The sequence below is a fragment of the Posidoniimonas polymericola genome, from assembly GCF_007859935.1.
GTDB lineage: Bacteria > Planctomycetota > Planctomycetia > Pirellulales > Lacipirellulaceae > Posidoniimonas > Posidoniimonas polymericola.
This window is the reverse complement of the sequence record NZ_SJPO01000001.1, coordinates 339319-356364: the sequence shown is the minus strand read 5'-3', so window position 1 is coordinate 356364 and position 17046 is coordinate 339319. Positions and strand designations below refer to the sequence as shown.

Here is a 17046-nt window from a genome sequence, read left to right as displayed (position 1 = left end):
CTTCATTCGACCGTCATACTCGGGGCCCTTGGCGATGCTGCGACACTGGAAGAAAGTCCTTTCGGGCCTGATGCTGATCTTCACTGTCTGGATCGCCTTCCAACTGGCGCCGATCAGCACGCCGATTGTGGTCTCCCGAGAGACGACCTACCTCACCGAGCCGCTCGCCGAGGACGGCCTGCCCGACTACTCCGGAGCGCTATTGGCCGAGCTCCGCGAGGGGGTGACGCCCGAGAACAACGGCGGCATCCAGTACCTGCAGGCGATGTGGCCGGCGGGGCTCGAACCGGAAGATCAGCAGGTGATCTGCGACGAGTTGGGCATGGCCGTTCCGGAGACCAACGGGATGGTCTCGCCAGAGGCGAGCGACGAGCTACGCGTGTCGGTAGCCGCAACACTGCTTCCCCAAGCAGAACCGGATGCGCCGTGGGAATCGCAGGAGCAGGCCGACCAGCGGGCCGAGCGCCTGATCACGCAGCTAAGCCACCAGCCGTGGACGGCAGACGACGCGCCGTTGGTCGCCGAGCACATCGAGCAGCACTCGGCCGAATACGGCCTGCTGCACGAGGGCCTTGCTAAGCCGAAGTTCTACATTCCCTCACCAAGCCTGCTTGTGGCTCCGGACGAGACCTGGATCGCGATGCTCTTGCCGACCGTGCAAAACTCACGCGACGCAACGCGATGCCTCGCGGCACGGGCCAACCTTCGCACAGGCGAGGGCGATCTCGAAGGAGCTTGGTCGGACCTTCGGGCGATGTACGCGCTGTCCGCGCGGCTGAAGTCGACCACACTGGTCGAGGAATTGGTGTCGATTGCCATCGAGGGGGTCGCCAATCGGCTGATAGTTCACCTGCTCAACCACCCGGAACTCAGCCGCGAGTTGGCCCAGCAAATCCTCGACGACCTGTCGACTTGGCCCCAGCGTGACGGAATGCTGCACGCGATCGACAAGGGCGAGCGTCAGATGTTCATCACCAGCGTGCTCTCGATGGCCCGCATCCGCGGCGCCCTCGAGATGCAGGACCTGGGCGCGGACTTCAAGCTGCCACCCGCGGCGGCGACGCGTGTCAACTGGAACGCGACGCTGCGATTCGCCGCCCCGTGGTACGACCGTCTGGTCGAGGCCGCTTCGATGGAAGACTGGGAGGCCAGAACCAAGGCGATCGATCTCTGGTCCACAGAACTTATGGCCATGTCAGACGAAGTTGCGACATTGTCCACCGCGGTGTCGATACTTAGCCGGTCCGGCCGCGGGCACAGCATCGGAAAGATCATGACCCTGCTTATGCTTCCGGCGGTCGAATCAGTGTTCACCGCCGAGGACCGGCGCAACGTCGAGCGTAAACTCATGCCGATCGCCGCCGCGTTGGCCCTCTACCGCGTTGAGCACGGCGGGTACCCCGAGTCGCTCGACGCGCTGACGCCCGGGCTGCTGCCGGAGACGCCAACCGACCTGTTCCACCACGCGCCGTTCGCTTACCGCCGGACGGGCCGCGGGTACCTGCTGTACTCGCTCGGCCCCAACGGTTGGGACGACGGTGGCTCGCACGAGCTCAACGACGTGTTCCGCGGCTACGCCGTCCGCACCGACACCGACCAGGAGGACCAGACCATCCGCGCGCTACTCGACACGCCGCCCGAGGTCTCCGCTGGCGTCGACCCCGAGGTGAGCCTCGACTACCTGATCCCCACTGGCGCCGATGACCACGCGATCCGCATGCCGCCGGTAGTGTTCCCGCTGCCGCAGCCAGCGGGAAGCTGAGTGAGTGGGCGCGGCGTTAATCAAGCGTCGCGGCATCATCCTGGTACGCGGCGATAGCGGTCTTAAGGATCCGCCGCGCCTCGTCGGCTTCGGCGTAGCCCTGCGATTGCATCTCGCCCGGACCCTTGTAGTGGGTGAACCACAGCTCGACGATCTCGGCGGCGGCGGGGAAGTCTCGCTGCAGCTCCTCCAGCGACTTCACGCCGCCGAGCGCCGACTCGGGCGCGACCGCAATCAGCTTGTCGTCCTGCTCGCCGCTGTCGAGCATCCGCAGCACGCCGATCACCCGGGCCTGCACGACGCTTCCCCGGGGGACCGCCGGGCCGAGCACGAGCACGTCGAGCGGGTCGCCATCGCCGCCGAGACTCTTGGGCAGCAGCGTGCGGGGGATCATGCCGTAGTTGCCCGGGTAAGGCAGGTAGGCGACGACCCGCGGGACGCCGTCCTTGGTGTCCCAGACTAGCCGGCCCGATTGTTTGTCGGTCTCCCACTTCTGATTGGTGCCGGCAGGGATCTCGACCACCACGTTCACGAGCCCAGACACGTCCTCCGCCGGGTAATCGTGCACCAGGTGCTTGACGGCAACCGGAGAAGCGGGCGTGCAGGCGCACGCCGCAACCGCGCAGGCAAGCAGCACATTGGTGGCGAGTCGGAGGTGGTTCACAGCAGGTCGCTTGAGGGGTCGTTTGACGGGTCGTTTGACGGGGGAGCACACGGGACGCCGTCAGGCTAGTCGCTCGAGCGGCTCCCGGATACCCACGCGGCGGTGGTCAGCTCAGGTTGGGCTGACCGTTGGACGCGCTGAGGCCGCCGTCGACCGGCAGCACGACGCCGTTGACGAACGCCGCGTCGGGTCCGGCGAGGAACGCGATCACCGCGGCGACCTCGGCCGGCTCCGCGGCGCGCCCCATCGGGATCCGCTCCTTGAACTTCTGCATGACCGCTTGGTCGTCCATGATGCCGCCCGCCATCTCGGTGTCGGTCAGGCTCGGGGCGACCGCGTTGACGCGGACCCCCTGGGCGGCCAGGTCGAGCGCCAGCGCGCGGGTCAGGTTGCTCACGGCGCCCTTGGTGGCGTTGTAGGCGAACATGCCCCAGTCGCCCCCCAGGCCAGAGACCGACGAGACGTTGACCACCGCGCCGCCGCTCTTCACCAGGTGCGGCAGCGCGGCCTTGATGCAAAAGAACATGCCGCCGGCGTTGACCGCCATCTGTTTGGTCCAGTCCTCGGGCGAGACCTCGTCAACCCCGCCCTGCACCAGCATGCCGGCGTTGTTGACCAGCACGTCGAGCCGACCAAAGCGGGCGATGGTCGCCTCGACAAGCTTGGCGACATCGTCGGGGCTCGAGACGTCGCCCGGCTGGACGAGGACGTCCTCGCCGCCAATTTCGTCGGCCACCGCCTGGAGCTTCGACTCGGTGCGGCCGTTCAGGACTACCGCGCAGCCGTCCGCCGCAAAGCGTTTCGCCGCCGCGGCGCCGATCCCCGAGCCGGCGCCGGTCACGATCACTACCTTCTTCGCTGCCATGGTTCGTTTCTCCTGTTTTCCTGAGACTTTCTTGTGTTTCTTTCGCCTGCGGAGTCTTTGTAGCAGCAATCGCGGCGCCGAGATCTCCCGGCTGCGGAAAACTGGCGTCCCCTGCGGCGTCCCCCGACGCAGGCGCCGGTTCGAACCGGCGACCGCGATCGGCTATACTTGCTTGTCTGTGCCGACGGGACGCCTGGCCGCTCTCTGCGTCGCCGGACCGAGGTGACTGCGCTGCCCCTCAATGGCGCGGCCCTGAGACTCTCTTGCCAGGACTGGACCAATGTTGATGCGTCTCGCCAGGGTGACGGCGGTTGCCGCCCCGCTGCTCGCTGTCCTATTTCATGCGCCCCTACCCTGCCCCGCGGCCGACCTCCCAGTCGGCAAGCACCCAGTCGGCAAGCACCCAGCCGCCAAACACGTCATCGCCAACCGCGCGCCGCTCCAGTCCACGCCGTACCTGCGGCTGCCAATCGGCGCGGTCCGGCCCGAGGGCTGGCTGCTGCGGCAGTGCGAGCTGCAGCGCTCCGGCCTAACCGGCGCGGCCGAGCGGATCTACGACGCCCTGCAGTCGGACTCCGGCTGGCTCGGCGGCGACGGCGAGGGCTGGGAGAAGGGCCCCTACTACGTTAAAGGCCTGTTGGCCCTGGCCTACACGCTCGACGACGACCAACTGAAGCAGCGGGCCCAGAAGTGGGTCGACTGGGCGATCGAGAGTCAACGCGCCGACGGCTTCTTCGGACCCGCCAGCAACGACGACTGGTGGCCGCGGATGGTTGTGCTGTACTACCTCCGCGACTACGACGAGCAGACCGACGACCCACGGGTCCTGCCGTTCCTCACCCGGTACTTCCAGCACCAGCTCGCCGCCCTGCCCGACCGCCCGCTGCAGGACTGGGGCCGCGCCCGCGCCGGCGACAACATCGACATCGTCTTGTGGACCTACAACCAGACCGGCGACCGCAAGCTCTTGGACCTCGCGCGGCTGCTCGCCGATCAGGCGTACCCGTGGAGTTCGATCTACACCGACAACCGGTTCTACGACTTCGGCAGCGACTTCCACCCGCACCACATCGTCAACGTCAGCCAGGCGCTGAAGATGCCCGCCGTGGCGTGGCAGCTCTCCGGCGCCGAGGCCGACCGCCGGGCGTTCGCCGCCGGCGTGGCCAACCTCGAGCGGCAGTACGGCCGCGTCGACGGTCAGGTGAGCGGCACCGAGATGCTGTCCGGCCGCAAGAGCACCGACGGCGTCGAGCTGTGCGCCGATGTCGAGCGGATCCTGTCGAACGGCGTCGCGCTCACCATCCTCGGCGACGCCGAGCTCGGCGACCAGATGGAACGCGTCGCGTACAACTCGCTGCCGGCCCACACCACGGCCAACATGCGCCAGCTCACCTACTACCAGTTCCCCAACCAGGTCGCCGCCACCCGCGGCCGGCACGGCTTCGAGCAGGACTACGACAACGCCAACATGCCCGGCCCGCACTCGGGCTTCCCCTGCTGCTGCTACAACTGGCACTTCGGCTGGCCCAAGTTCATCCAGCACATGTGGGCCGCCACCGAGGACGGCGGGCTGGCGGCGCTCGCCTACGGGCCGAACCGCGTGACCCTGCCGGTCAACGACAGCGACCAGCTAACCATCACCCAGCAGACCGACTACCCGTTCGGCGACACGATCACGCTAACCATCGCCGCCCCACGGGCGCTGACCTTCCCGCTGGTGCTCCGCGTGCCCGCGTGGTGCGAAGAGCCCAGCATCACGGTCAACGGCCAGCCGATCGACGGGGTGAAGCCCGGCGCGTTCTGCCGCGTCCAGCGTGAATGGCAGGACGGCGACCAGGTCGAGCTCCACTTACCGATGAAGGTCGAAGCTTCGACCTGGGCGAACGACTCGGTGGCCCTCACCCGCGGCCCGCTGGCGTTCTCACTCAAGATCGACGAGGCGTGGGAAAAGTCGAACGACTACCTCGACAACTTCGACGAGTACGAGGTGCGGCCCGCTTCCGCCTGGAACTACGCCCTGCGGGTCAACCGCGACGCCCCCGAGGTCGAGGTCCTCGAGCGCGGGGTGTCCGACACGCCCTTCGCGACCGACGCCGCGCCGGTCACGCTCCGCGTGCCCGCCCGGCGGCTGCCGGACTGGGGGATGCGGACTCAGCTCGGCCGGCTCGAGCTCGGCCGCGCCGACAACAACTACCAGCCGTTGGCCGGCGTTGATACGCCGCTCGAGCCGGGCCGGCCGCACGAGCTCCGCGTCGAGTGCCGCGGCGACCAGATCCGCGTGTTCGTCGACAACAGCAAGCGTCCCCTGATTGACCACCGCGACGACTCGTTCGCCCGCGGCGCAATCGGCCTGCGGGCCTACGAGAACCGCGCCCGGTTTGACAACGTGCGGCTCGACGGCCAGCCGATCGACGACTGGCAGGAATTCGGCGGGGAGTGGTCGAGCGAGGCCAGTGAGCACCGCGTCACTGCGAAGCCGTCCGGCAAGCTCCTAGCACGTGGTGAAGAGGATTTGGGCGACGTCACCCTCGAGGCGACTATCACCGCCGCCGCGGGCGGCAACGCCGGGCTGATGTTCCGCGTCAGCGATCCGACCGACCGCCTCGACGGCTACCGCGGCTACTACGTGGGTCTGAGCTGCGTCGCCGGCGAGAGCGAGGACTCCGAGGAACCGCCCCAGAGCCCGGTCACCTCCAACCAGCCCGAAGAGATTGTCGAGCTGATCCCGTTCGGATCGACCAAGATCCGGGTGACCTACTTCCCGGTGCTGGAGGAGTAGCCCACCGAGGTCGCGGTCGAAAACGGGGACTGGCTCGAAGCGGGGAGGAGGTTCAACCCCGCGCGTAATCGAATCGCGCCGTGCCTGTCCCCCTTTTCGACGGACCAACCGATTCCGCGTGCTGGAGAAGGCAACGCGAGTACGAACCACTGGCACTGACCGCAAGCTCAGTCCTCGACGCGGCGGCTAAACCTCTCCTGCATGCTCTCGATCTGCTCACGCTGCTTCGTCGATAGCGGACCGAACGAGAGCGACTGCTCTTCCCCGGGCAACAGGCTCACACTAGCGCCGTGCACCGAGGTCGCGCCACCGCCCGCGGTCGGCACGCTCCGCTGGATGGCGGTCTGCACGATCGGCGGGACGTGGCGGTAGGTGAACGTGGCGTCGACGGGCGCCTGGCCCTGGTCGCTCCAGTACTGGTTGATCACGATCTCGGGCAATGGGTCGTCCGCTGTTACCCGGGTCGAAAGATCGACCGTCTGCGGCTTCTCCTCAGCATCAACGCCGACTTGCAGGGTCCCCCACTCAAGCAGGGCAATCTTGCCGTCTTCGGGGAGGTGCATTTTCTGCAGGTTGCGGTAGCCGGCGGCGGGGTGCAGCACCAGCAGCCGGTACGGCGTCCCGGCCTCGACCTGCAACCGGAACCGTCCGTCGGCGCCAGTGGTGGTCATGACGTGCTCGAGCGGGTTGCGGACCCGGCCGCTGACCAACGCGACGTGGTACGCGCGGTAGCCGATCGACTCGTCGATCGGCGTGACGAGCAGCACCTCGGCGCCCGCGACCGGCTCGCCGGCGGCGTCGACCACCGTGCCCTCGACCGCCTCGGGGTTTTCGGGCGTCAGGTCCTCGGCGTCCTCAATCCGGTCGTACCGCAGGTCGGTGCGGGGCCACAAGCTGCCGACGCTGTGCCCGTCGAAGCCGACCTGCTCGCGGAGCAGCATCATGGCCGCGCCCGCCGCCTCCTCGCTCTCGTCTCCTTCCCGCCAGCCCCGCGTAACGTAGAAGCTGGGCTGCAGCTTCGCCGGATCGCCGGCCGCCTTCATCCGCTGCTTCAGCTCGGCCCAGGTGACGATCTCTTTGCCGTTCAGGAGGAGGACGTGCTTGGCGATGACGACGCGGAATTCAGGGGCGTCGATTTGCGGGGGAGCGAGCGGCGGTGAGGGCTTCTCTGGCTCCGCTGGAAGGGCTGGCTGCGGAGCGGCGTCAGAGTGCTGAGCATTATCCGCCACGGCCGCGGCCTCGCCCTTAAGCGGTTGAAGTACAACGACGGCTTCCTTGCTACGCAGCTCGGCGAGCGGCGGCGATTCGATCAGCCCTAGCCGGTTGTACGCGCCGCCATGAAAGTCGGCGTATAGAGGGTGGTTTACCTTGAGCAGCAGCGGCCTAGGCGGTCGCTGCAGCCATGAATCCCATCGCCTCCCCTCTTCGATACCCTTCTCGATCTCCTTGTCGCTCGGCGCGACATTCATCGTCCAGCGGCCGTCGGCGTCGGTCTTCACTGTCGGACCGTCCGCGACGCGGACCGGCCGAACGACGCGTTTTAAGTTGCCCGTGTCGAGGTACGCCCAGGTGATCGCAATGTCCATGTAGGTGACCTCGGCGCCCTCGATCGGCGCGCCGTCGGCGTCCACCACGCGGCCGCCGATCTCGGTCCCGCCGGGCAGCTCGAACCCGAATTCGAGCGGTATCCGGTCACCGTCCCGCTGGAGTTCTTCTGCCCACATCGCGTGCATCGTCACGTGCTCCGGCGCCGAGGCCCACAGCCGCAGGTCCTTCGACTTGCCGGTCCACTCGACCACGGCCCAGCCGTCGGCGTCGGTTTGGTAGAGCTGGTTCTTGATCGTGGTCGCGCGCGGGCCGCCCGGAGTGTGGATGACATGGTTCTGCCGCACCGTGGCTCCAGGGATTGGCTGGCCGGCTTCGTCGACGACGAGGACGCGGAGCTGGGAGAGTTGCTGTTGCGAAGTGTCGTTTGCCTGCTCGCCAGGTTTTGGCTCGCCGCCTGCTTGATTGGGCCCAAACTTCACCTCGGTGGTTTCGCCCGAACGTACGCGGATCTTCTTTCGCTCCAGGACGCGGGTTTCTAGTTCGCTGGGACTGGCCGCGTTGCGGGGCAACCGACCGTACAGCTGGATCTCGTACTCGCCGGGCGGTAGACCGTCGGCGCGGTAGCTCCGCGACGCGCCGTCATGCTTAGGGTAATAGGCTCCGTCCTTGCCCATCAGAATCACAGCGTCTGCCGTTGGGTAGGCTTCGGGGTCCACCTGGGCGTGCACAACGCCACCTTCGATTACCGGCACAACGATGCTGGTGAGTGCGTCGCTGGTCAGCTTGTCGACGCCTGCAAAGCGTCCCCTTGCTACGCCGGCGCCGCTGTAGGCGATCTCCATCTCATTGCCGCGTGTAACCTGCTCGAAGACGAACTCGCCCTTCGCGTCGGTCGTGGCGCTAAGGAACTGCTGGCAGTCGGCGTACTCTGCCAGACCGCCTGACTCAATCATCTCCCAGTTAAAAGGGAAGTCGTCGCGCCGGCTCGGCCGCTCTTTCGAAACGATCAACCACAGGTCCACGCCGGCCCGTGGTGCTTGGTCTTGATCGACCAGCCGCCCTGCGACGCGGAGCTGCTCAGCAGGGTCGATGCGTCGCATTCGGAAGGTGACGGGCGCGGCGTCTTCCTCCTTGGCCGCCACCAGCCTCCGCATTACTTCGTGATGGTAGCCCTCTGCCTTAACGGTCACCTGCAGCGGCATCCCCCGCACGAGGTCGCCGAAGCGGAAGGCGCCGTCGGCGGTCGCAAAGCGTTCGCCCTCGCCGGTTGCGCGGGCGCCGGTCAACGAGCTCCCCGGGTCTTCCTTTGTCCTGTCGGGCGAGAACGTGATGTGCACCGTGATCGGCGTGACCGGCTCGCCGGACTGGTCGTCGATCGCTTGGCCGGACAGGACGCCCTCGTCCAACAGCGTGACCAGCACCTCCTCCTTGCCGTTCAGCGGAAGCTTCCGGCCTTCAATCTGCGAGTACCCCTGCTTGGTGAACGTGAAGGGGCAATCAACAGGGAGCGAGTTGAACTGAAAACGCCCATTCGCGTCGGTATCGGCCTGCCCCCCAAGCAGCATCCCAGGCCAACGGTTCCCTTCCGCGTAGTAGACGCGCACTCCTTCGACCGCCGTGCCGGCCTCGTCGACGACTTGACCAGCTATGCGTCGGCCTAACTCAAGGGTAACGTCCGCTACTGCGGGATTATCAGCTGGACCCGGCTCGAAGTTGACCGCACGCGAGGCGAAGCCCTCGGCCCGAATAAAAAGTTCGTGCCCGGAGACCGCCTGAAACACGTCGTCGAGCCTGAAACGCCCTTCGCTGTCCGTCACCGTCTCGCGCTGATCGTCCGACGAATTGCCTTGGTTCACGACCCGGGCGCCGGCGATTGGCTGGCCGTCCTCAGTCGTGACGATGCCGGTCACGGAACCGCCGTCGGGCCGCTTGGAGAGTTCGAAGTCACGGATCGACGGCTTCTCCTCCAAACCCGGAAGCAGATCAAGCCGCGTGTCGGCGAACCCGTCCTTGGAAAGCATCAGCTTGAGCGGCTGGCGAGGCAGGAACGGGAATGAGTACTCGCCGTTGGCGTTTGTCTCGAGCCATTCGATCTGCCCTCCCCGCATACTCGCCGGGAAGACGCTGAAGCCAACCCCTGCGAGCGGCGCGCCGGCCGTGTCACGCACCACGCCCCGCAGCTCGAAGCCCGGCGCCAGCAGGCTCGTAACCTCGGCGAGCTGCTCCGGCTGCAGGCTGATTGCCTGCCCGTCTTTGGCGAATCCGGCCGCCTGCACCTCGATGGTCCAGACCTCGGCGGTCAGGCCGTGAATCGTGACCTCGCCCTGGTCATCGGTCTGGTGGTCGCGGTCGCCATCGGTCCAGGTCAGCCGGACGCGGGCGTCGGGGATGGGATCGCCGGTCGCCTTCGACTTGACGGTTACCTTCAGCGAAGGCGCATCTTGCAGGCCGAGCTGGATCAGTTTGTTGCCCGGCTCGACGTCGAAACCATCGTAACGCTTGGTGCGAGATGCTTTCCTACCCTTGTAGGCGGCTAGCTTGAGGTCGCCTTCCTCGTACTCGTCAAAGCGGAAAAAGCCCTGGGCATCGGTCCGGGTCGTCTTCACCGAGTAGCGTCGGCGGATCTTCGGCCAAGAGAGCAGCCGGACCTCGGCGTCGGCGACTGCCTCGCTCGTTTCGGCGAGGACCACCCTACCGGTGATCGGCTGCTGAGAGCTGGGCCGCTGTTCTGTCGAATCGTCTTCAGGAAACCGTCCTTCGAGCGCCTCTGTTGCCGACTGCTTCTCCGAAGCCGGTGAGTTGGCCAGCGGCAGCGCCAACAGCACTGCCAAACCACCGACCGCCAACAACCCACCCCGCGACAGCCGCAGCGGCTCGCGTTGGGGCTCGCCGAACAGCCGGGCGACGCGGCGGCGGAGTTCGGACGGGCGGCCGCCGGCGGCGGCCAGGGTGGCGACCTCCTGGGCCGGCGCGGCGCCGCGGCTCAGCTCGACCACCCGCACCAGGGCCGCGGCGTAGCGGGACCGCGGGTCGAGCTCCTCTGCGTTCTGTTCGGCAGCGGTTTCGCAGGCGAGCTCGTCGCAGCAGTACTCGCGGAACGTGCTGATGCGGCGGCTCAGCAGCCAGACCGCCGGGTTGAAAAACAGGAGCGCCTCGGCGAGCCGCTGCATCAGGTTGGCCCACATGTCGTGCCGGCGGACGTGGGCCAGCTCGTGCCGCAGGATCAGCTCGAGCTCCTCGCAGGTCATGCCGGCCAGCGCAGCGCCCGGCAGCAGGATGGTTGGTTTCATGAGGCCAACCACCTTTGGCGTGACGCCGGCGGGGATCATCGCCAGCGCCGGCGCGGCGGCCATGTTCCACCGCTCGGCGATCCGTCGCAGGTAGTCCGCGTGCCGCCCGACGGCGACTGGGGTCGCCCGGGCGGCCAGTCGGTGGGCGTGCAAGAGAGCTGCCGCTAGTCGGGTCAGCATCAACAAGACCCCGGCCAGGTAAGCAACGAGCAGCCACTGCGAAACGGTCTGCCACGAGACGGCCGGCTCCGCGTCTTGAGGCGCGGCGTTGCCGGCGCGGGGCGCCACAACCGGCGGCGCAGTCGCCGCTGGAACCTCGCTCTCAATGATCACGAACTCTTGTGGTGCGGAGGGTGCAGCCGCTGTTGGAGACTGATGGACGGCAACCGGCGCGGACTCGGCAACCGCGGTGGCGGCGTCCTCGCCAATCATGAGGTAGGTTGCCGGCAGCGCCGTCAGCCCGACGAGCAGCAGGCCCACCTGCGTGGCGTAGGTCGCCTCGACTCGACGGGCGAGCCGTTCGACCAACAGCGCCACGCCTGCCAGCACCGCGAACTGCCACAGCGAGTGCAGGAGCGTCAGGCAGACCCGCGTGCAGACGGTCTGATCCATCCAGTCGAAGAGCGCGAGGAAGTTCATCACTGTTGCTCCTTTGCGTTGCGGGCTGCCTTGCGGGCGATCAGCTTGCGGAGCTCGGCCAGCTCGTCGGCGTCGACGTCGGAGCCCTCGAGCAGGTTGAGCACCATGGCGGACGGCGAGCCGTCGAACAGCCGGGTCAGCAGGTCGCCGACAAAGCCCTGCGACACCTGCTGCTTGTCGACCCGCGGCGCAAACAGGAACGACTTGCCCTCTTTGGTCCGCTCGAGGTAGCCCTTGCGGTGCATGATGTTGAGCACCGTGATCACCGAGCTGTGGGTGAGCGGCCGGTTGGCGTCGGCCTCGAGCCGGGCGCGGACCTCGCGGACCGGCAGCGGGGACTCGGCCCACAAGACCTTGAGGATCTCGAGCTCGAGGTCGGTGGGGAACTCCGATTCGGGACGGGCCACGGCGGGGCCTCCTGGGCTGAGTCGCGAGTGGTCGGGGACCAAGTTTTAATTCCTTCGATGAACCTAGCGACCACCCGCAGGCGGTGCAAGGCAAAATTTGAATTAATTAAAACTTCATCCCGCAGCGCCGGCCCCGAGGTCGCCACGGTCGGTCAGCCGTTGATGGTCGGCCGACGGAGTGGCGGGACCGCGCCGCCGCAATTCGAGGGACGCGCCGCCCGGGCCCGCGGCGGCATTGGAGCCGCGGGATGTGTCGGAAGGCGCATCACCGCGTTTTTGCTCGAGAACGCCAAAGGCCTAGCAGAAAACAGGTTGCGCCTTGGCGGCCGCCCCCGGGTGGCGGGGTCGGCCATTGTGTAGAGGGCGCCATTCGATAAACTTAGAGGGCTGCAAATGCTTTGCAGCCAAACAGTTGAGAAGAGAGGGGACGGAGGTCTGCGGTCAGGGAGCGGCCGACGGGCTAGCGACGCAGGATCTGCGGCTTCGTGGGACCGTCGGCGCCGCCAGGCGCAGACCCCCGCCTCCTCTACCACGCACGCCCCAATCCCCTCTCACCCCTTCGCCCATGCACTCTCAGGTAGTCGTTCTTGGTGGCGGTCCCGGCGGCTACGCCGCCGCGTTTCTTGCAGCCGACCTCGGACTGGAGGTCGCCATTGTCGAGGCCGACCCGCGGCTCGGCGGCACCTGCCTGCTGCGGGGCTGCATCCCCTCCAAGGCCTTGCTGCACGTCGCGAAAGTCGTCAGCGAGGCCCACGAGATGGCCGAGTGGGGCGTCGAGTTCCAGCCGCCGAAGATCTCGGTCGACAAGCTCCGCGCCCGCAAGGAGAACGTCATCGACACCCTCTCCGGCGGCCTGAGCCAGCTCGCCAAACGCCGCAATGTCAAGCAGATCCACGCGCGGGGCGTGTTTGTCGACAGCCACACCCTGCAGCTCGAGGGGGGCTCGCCCGACACCTACGACGACGACAGCCGGCTGACGTTCGACCACTGCATCCTGGCGACCGGATCGATCCCCGCGCTGCCGAAGTTCCTTGACATTGGCTCGCCGCGGGTGATGACCTCGACCGGCGCGCTGGCGCTGGAGGACATCCCCGAGTCGATGCTGGTGATCGGCGGTGGCTACATCGGCCTCGAGATGGGCACGGTTTACTCCGAGATCGGCACGAAGGTGTCGGTGGTGGAGCTGGCCGAGGGCCTGCTGATGGGCGCCGACCGCGACCTGGTCAAGCCGCTCATCGCCCGCGTCAAGGAGCGGTTCGAGGACGTCATGCTGGGGACCAAGGTGACCGGCCTGAAGGACCTCGGCGAACAGGTTGAGGTCAGCATGGAGGGCCCCGACGGCGCGGTCACCAAGCGGTACGACCGCGTGCTGGTGTCGATCGGCCGCTGGCCGGTCAGCAAGGGCTTCGGCCTGGAGAACACCAAGGTCACCGTGAACGAGCGGGGCTTTGTGCAGGTCGACAAGCAGCAGCGCACCAGCGACGGCAACATCTTCGCCATCGGCGACGTCGCGGGCGACCCGATGCTGGCCCACAAGGCGGCCTACGAGGGCAAGATCGCCGCGGAGGTGATCGCCGGCGAGCCGGCCGCGTTCGACGCGCTGGCGATCCCGGCGGTGGTGTTCACCGACCCCGAGATCGCCTGGGCCGGGCTGACCGCCGGCGAGGCCAAGGAGCAGGGCATCCCGGTCAAGATCGCCCAGTACCCGTGGCAGGCGAGCGGCCGGGCCACCGCCAACGGACGCACCGACGGCCTCACCAAGTGGATCGTCGACCCCGAGACCGACCGCGTGCTGGGCTGCGGCATCGTCGGCAGCGGCGCCGGCGAGTTGATCGCCGAGAGCGTGCTGGCGATCGAGATGGGCTGCACCATCCGCGACATCGCCGAGAGCATCCACCCTCACCCGACGCTCAGCGAGACCATCGCGTTCGCCGGCGAGGTGCACCTCGGCACCGCGACCGAGATCTACAAACCCAAACGCAAGTAAGAAGCCAATCACCACGGAGGACACGAAGGACTAGGCGCTCCGCCAACCAGCCGACTGTGGGACGCCTCCCGCTGTCACCAGTGCCACAGGTTAGCGTCCTGTCCTTTGTGCCCTTCGTGGTTCAACCTCACAAGGTACCGCCATGTCGAGCGCCGAACTTTCATCGTCGTCACCGATCCCCAACGACAAAGACCCACAAGAAACCAACGAGTGGCTCGAGTCGCTCGACTACGTGCTGGAGAGCAAGGGCCCGGAGCGGGTGAGCGAGCTGCTCAGCGCGCTGGAGGCCGCCGCCGTCCGCAACGGCGTGGAGCTCCCCTTCACCGCCACGACGCCCTACATCAACACCATCTCCCGCAGCGATCAGCCCGCTTACCCGGGCGACCGTGAGCTGGAGCGGCGGATCAAGAGCTACGTCCGCTGGAACGCGATGGCGATGGTCACCCGGGCGAACCGGCACCCGTCGTCACCGGGCGGGCACATCAGCACCTTTGCGTCCAGCGCCACGCTGTACGAGGTAGCCCAGAACCACGTATTCCGTGGCCGCGGCGAAGACGGCTTCTCCGGCGACCAAATCTACTTCCAAGGCCACGCGGCGCCGGGAATGTACAGCCGCGCGTTCCTCGAGGGCCGGCTGACCGAGCAGAACCTGGTCAACTTCCGCCGCGAGCTCGGCGAGGGGGGCGGCCTGTCCAGCTACCCTCACCCCTGGCTGATGCCTGACTTCTGGGAGTTCCCAACGGTGTCGATGGGCCTGGCGCCGATCATGGCGATCTACCAGGCGCGGTTCAACGAGTACCTGACCGACCGCGGCATCAAGGACCTGTCCGGCAAGCGGGTCTGGGCGTTCCTCGGCGACGGTGAGTGCGACGAGCCGGAGACCCTCGGCGCTATCTCGCTCGCCTCGCGCGAGAAGCTCGAGAACCTCTGCTTCGTCATCAACTGCAACCTGCAGCGGCTGGACGGCCCGGTCCGCGGCAACAGCAAGATCATCCAGGAGCTAGAGGGGACGTTCCGCGGCGCAGGCTGGAACGTGATCAAGGTGATCTGGGGCGGCGACTGGGACCCGTTCATCGAGGACGACGAGGACGGACTCTTGGCCCGCCGCATGATGGAGGTTGTCGACGGCGAGTACCAGAAGTATGTGGTGGCGGGCGGCGACTACATCCGCAGCAAGTTCTTCGGCAAGTACCCCGAGCTGCTCGAGCGGTTCAAGAACCTGTCGGACGACAAGCTCCAGAAGATGAAGCGAGGCGGCCACGACCCCGACAAGGTCTACGCGGCCTACCACCGCGCGATGAACCTCAAGAACGGCAAGCCGACCGTCATCATCGCCAAGACGATCAAGGGCTATGGCCTGGGCGAGGGGGGCGAGGGTCGGAACATGACCCACAACAAGAAGAAGGCCAACGAGGAGGAGCTCCGCGAGTTCCGCACCCGGTTCGGCATCCCGATCTCCGACGAACGGGTCGCCGAGGCGCCCTTCTACCGGCCGCCGGAGAACAGCCCGGAAATGCAGTACCTGCGGAAACGCCGCGAGGCGCTCGGCGGCCCGGTGCCGTCGCGGCGGGCCGCCGAGGCGGACTTCGAGGTCCCCACCCTGCAGGACTACGCCAAGAACATTTCCAGCAAGCTGGTTAGCAAGGGCGAGGGCAAGGAGCAGTCCACCACAATGGGCTTCGTCCGCCTGCTGACCGACCTGCTGCGTGACAAGAAGATCGGTAAGTACATTGTGCCAATAGTGCCGGACGAATCCCGCACGTTCGGCATGGAAGGCTTGTTCAAGCAGGTCGGCATCTACGCCCACGCGGGCCAGCTGTACGAGCCGGTCGACGCCGACGACCTCGCCTACTACAAGGAGGCGCAGGACGGCCAGCTGCTGGAAGAGGGGATCACCGAGGCGGGCTCGATGAGCTCGTTCAACGCCGCGGGCACGGCCTACGCGTCGCACGGCGTGAACATGATCCCGATGTACATCTACTACAGCATGTTCGGCTTCCAGCGGATCGGCGACCTCATCTGGGCCGCCGCGGACATGCGGGCGAAGGGCTTCCTGCTGGGCGGCACCGCCGGCCGCACCACGCTCAACGGCGAGGGCCTGCAGCACCAGGACGGGCACTCGCTGGTCAACGCGATCGCGTTCCCCACGGTCCGCGCGTACGACCCGGCCTACAACTACGAGACCGCCGTGATCATCTTCCACGGCCTCCACAAGATGTACGTCGAGAACGAGACCTGCATCTACTACCTGATGCTGGAGAACGAAAACGTCTTGATGCCGGAGATGCCCAAGGGCGCCGATGGAGAGCTGTCGCAGGAGGCCATCGAGGGCATCGTCCGCGGCATGCACAAGGTTGAGAGCGTCGAAGCGAGCGGCGCCAAGGATCGTGTGCAGCTGTTCGGCTCCGGCTCGATCCTGCACGGCGTGCTCGAGGCCCAGCAGATGCTGGCAGAGAAGTACGGCATCTCTTCGGACGTGTGGAGCGTGACCAGCTACAACGAGCTCCGTCGCGACGCGCAGGAGTGCGAGCGGTGGAATATGCTCAACCCGACCTCGCCCCGCAAAGAGAGCTACTTCGAGCAGCAGATGGCGGGATCCGAGGGTCCGATCATTGCCGCCAGCGACTACCTCCGCTGCCTGAGCGAGCAGCTGCTGCCCTGGGCGCCCAACGGCATGTTCGCCCTCGGGACCGACGGCATGGGCCGCAGCGAGAGCCGCGAGAACCTGCGTCGGCACTTCGAGGTCGACGCCGAGTCGATCGTTATCGCCACGCTCTACAAGCTCGCCAAGGACGGCCAGCGTGAGATGTCGGAAGTCGAGCAGGCAATCAAGGACCTCGGCGTGAACCCAGAGAAGGTCTCGGCGCTCTATGCGTAAGGGACAGCCGGCGAACAATGTCTCGCCGCCGGGCGCCTCCGACTCCTGCCAAAGCACAACACCAACGGCAACCTCAAACACGATTCGCGAAAGGAAGAGGAACACTAATCACCGCTAATGGGTCCGCCTCGGTGCATTAGCGTCGATCAGCGACCATTAGTGTTCCCCCGTCCGGTTTCGCTTCGATACGCGTGACACGCGGTTCCCACTTAGAACCAACTAACAAC

Annotated in this window: 8 protein-coding genes; 4 read left to right on the top strand and 4 right to left on the bottom strand. The window is 66.8% G+C overall.

Annotated elements, in window-relative coordinates; translation table 11 throughout:
- The first annotated feature begins 34 nt into the window (after positions 1–34).
- Positions 35–1762, top strand: a complete 1728-nt coding sequence (locus Pla123a_RS01405; RefSeq protein ID WP_146583733.1) for a hypothetical protein — start codon at positions 35–37, stop codon at positions 1760–1762.
- Positions 1763–1778: 16 nt separating this feature from the next.
- Here Pla123a_RS01405 and Pla123a_RS01400 read toward each other — a convergent pair whose 3' ends face one another.
- Entirely contained in the window at positions 1779–2426 is a 648-nt protein-coding gene (locus Pla123a_RS01400; protein WP_197527584.1) for an inorganic diphosphatase, read from the bottom strand.
- A gap of 106 nt (positions 2427–2532) precedes the next feature.
- The gene (locus tag Pla123a_RS01395; RefSeq protein ID WP_146583731.1) at positions 2533–3291 is read right to left on the bottom strand and encodes an SDR family NAD(P)-dependent oxidoreductase; all 759 of its coding nucleotides are present in this window, start codon (positions 3289–3291) and stop codon (positions 2533–2535) included.
- A 286-nt stretch (positions 3292–3577) separates the two neighbouring features.
- Between Pla123a_RS01395 and Pla123a_RS01390 the strand changes: the two genes are divergently transcribed.
- Entirely contained in the window at positions 3578–6070 is a 2493-nt protein-coding gene (locus tag Pla123a_RS01390) for a beta-L-arabinofuranosidase domain-containing protein (protein WP_197527583.1), read from the top strand.
- Between the two features lie 167 nt (positions 6071–6237).
- Here the strand turns inward: Pla123a_RS01390 and Pla123a_RS01385 are convergent, their stop codons facing one another.
- Complete coding sequence (locus tag Pla123a_RS01385) at positions 6238–11547, bottom strand: M56 family metallopeptidase (RefSeq protein ID WP_146583729.1); 5310 nt, start codon at positions 11545–11547, stop codon at positions 6238–6240.
- Positions 11547–11954 carry a BlaI/MecI/CopY family transcriptional regulator gene (locus Pla123a_RS01380; RefSeq protein WP_146583728.1) on the bottom strand — a complete coding sequence of 136 codons (408 nt, stop codon included), beginning with the start codon at positions 11952–11954 and terminating at the stop codon, positions 11547–11549. Before Pla123a_RS01380 ends, Pla123a_RS01385 begins: the two co-directional genes overlap by 1 nt.
- A gap of 565 nt (positions 11955–12519) precedes the next feature.
- On the opposite strand from Pla123a_RS01380, the gene lpdA reads away from it, so the two are divergent.
- Positions 12520–13941, top strand: coding sequence for a dihydrolipoyl dehydrogenase (gene lpdA / locus Pla123a_RS01375; protein ID WP_146583727.1), 1422 nt, complete (start codon positions 12520–12522; stop codon positions 13939–13941).
- A gap of 142 nt (positions 13942–14083) precedes the next feature.
- Positions 14084–16819, top strand: a complete 2736-nt coding sequence (aceE, locus tag Pla123a_RS01370) for a pyruvate dehydrogenase (acetyl-transferring), homodimeric type (RefSeq protein WP_146583726.1) — start codon at positions 14084–14086, stop codon at positions 16817–16819.
- Positions 16820–17046 lie beyond the last annotated feature (227 nt).

Bases quoted from the DNA above. Each gene is read 5' to 3' on its own strand.
- aceE (WP_146583726.1), top strand. From the start codon at position 14,084: ATGTCGAGCGCCGAACTTTCATCGTCGTCACCGATCCCCAACGACAAA.
- Pla123a_RS01395 (WP_146583731.1), bottom strand. From the start codon at position 3,291: ATGGCAGCGAAGAAGGTAGTGATCGTGACCGGCGCCGGCTCGGGGATC.
- Pla123a_RS01390 (WP_197527583.1), top strand. From the start codon at position 3,578: ATGCGTCTCGCCAGGGTGACGGCGGTTGCCGCCCCGCTGCTCGCTGTC.
- lpdA (WP_146583727.1), top strand. From the start codon at position 12,520: ATGCACTCTCAGGTAGTCGTTCTTGGTGGCGGTCCCGGCGGCTACGCC.
- Pla123a_RS01385 (WP_146583729.1), bottom strand. From the start codon at position 11,547: ATGAACTTCCTCGCGCTCTTCGACTGGATGGATCAGACCGTCTGCACG.
- Pla123a_RS01405 (WP_146583733.1), top strand. From the start codon at position 35: ATGCTGCGACACTGGAAGAAAGTCCTTTCGGGCCTGATGCTGATCTTC.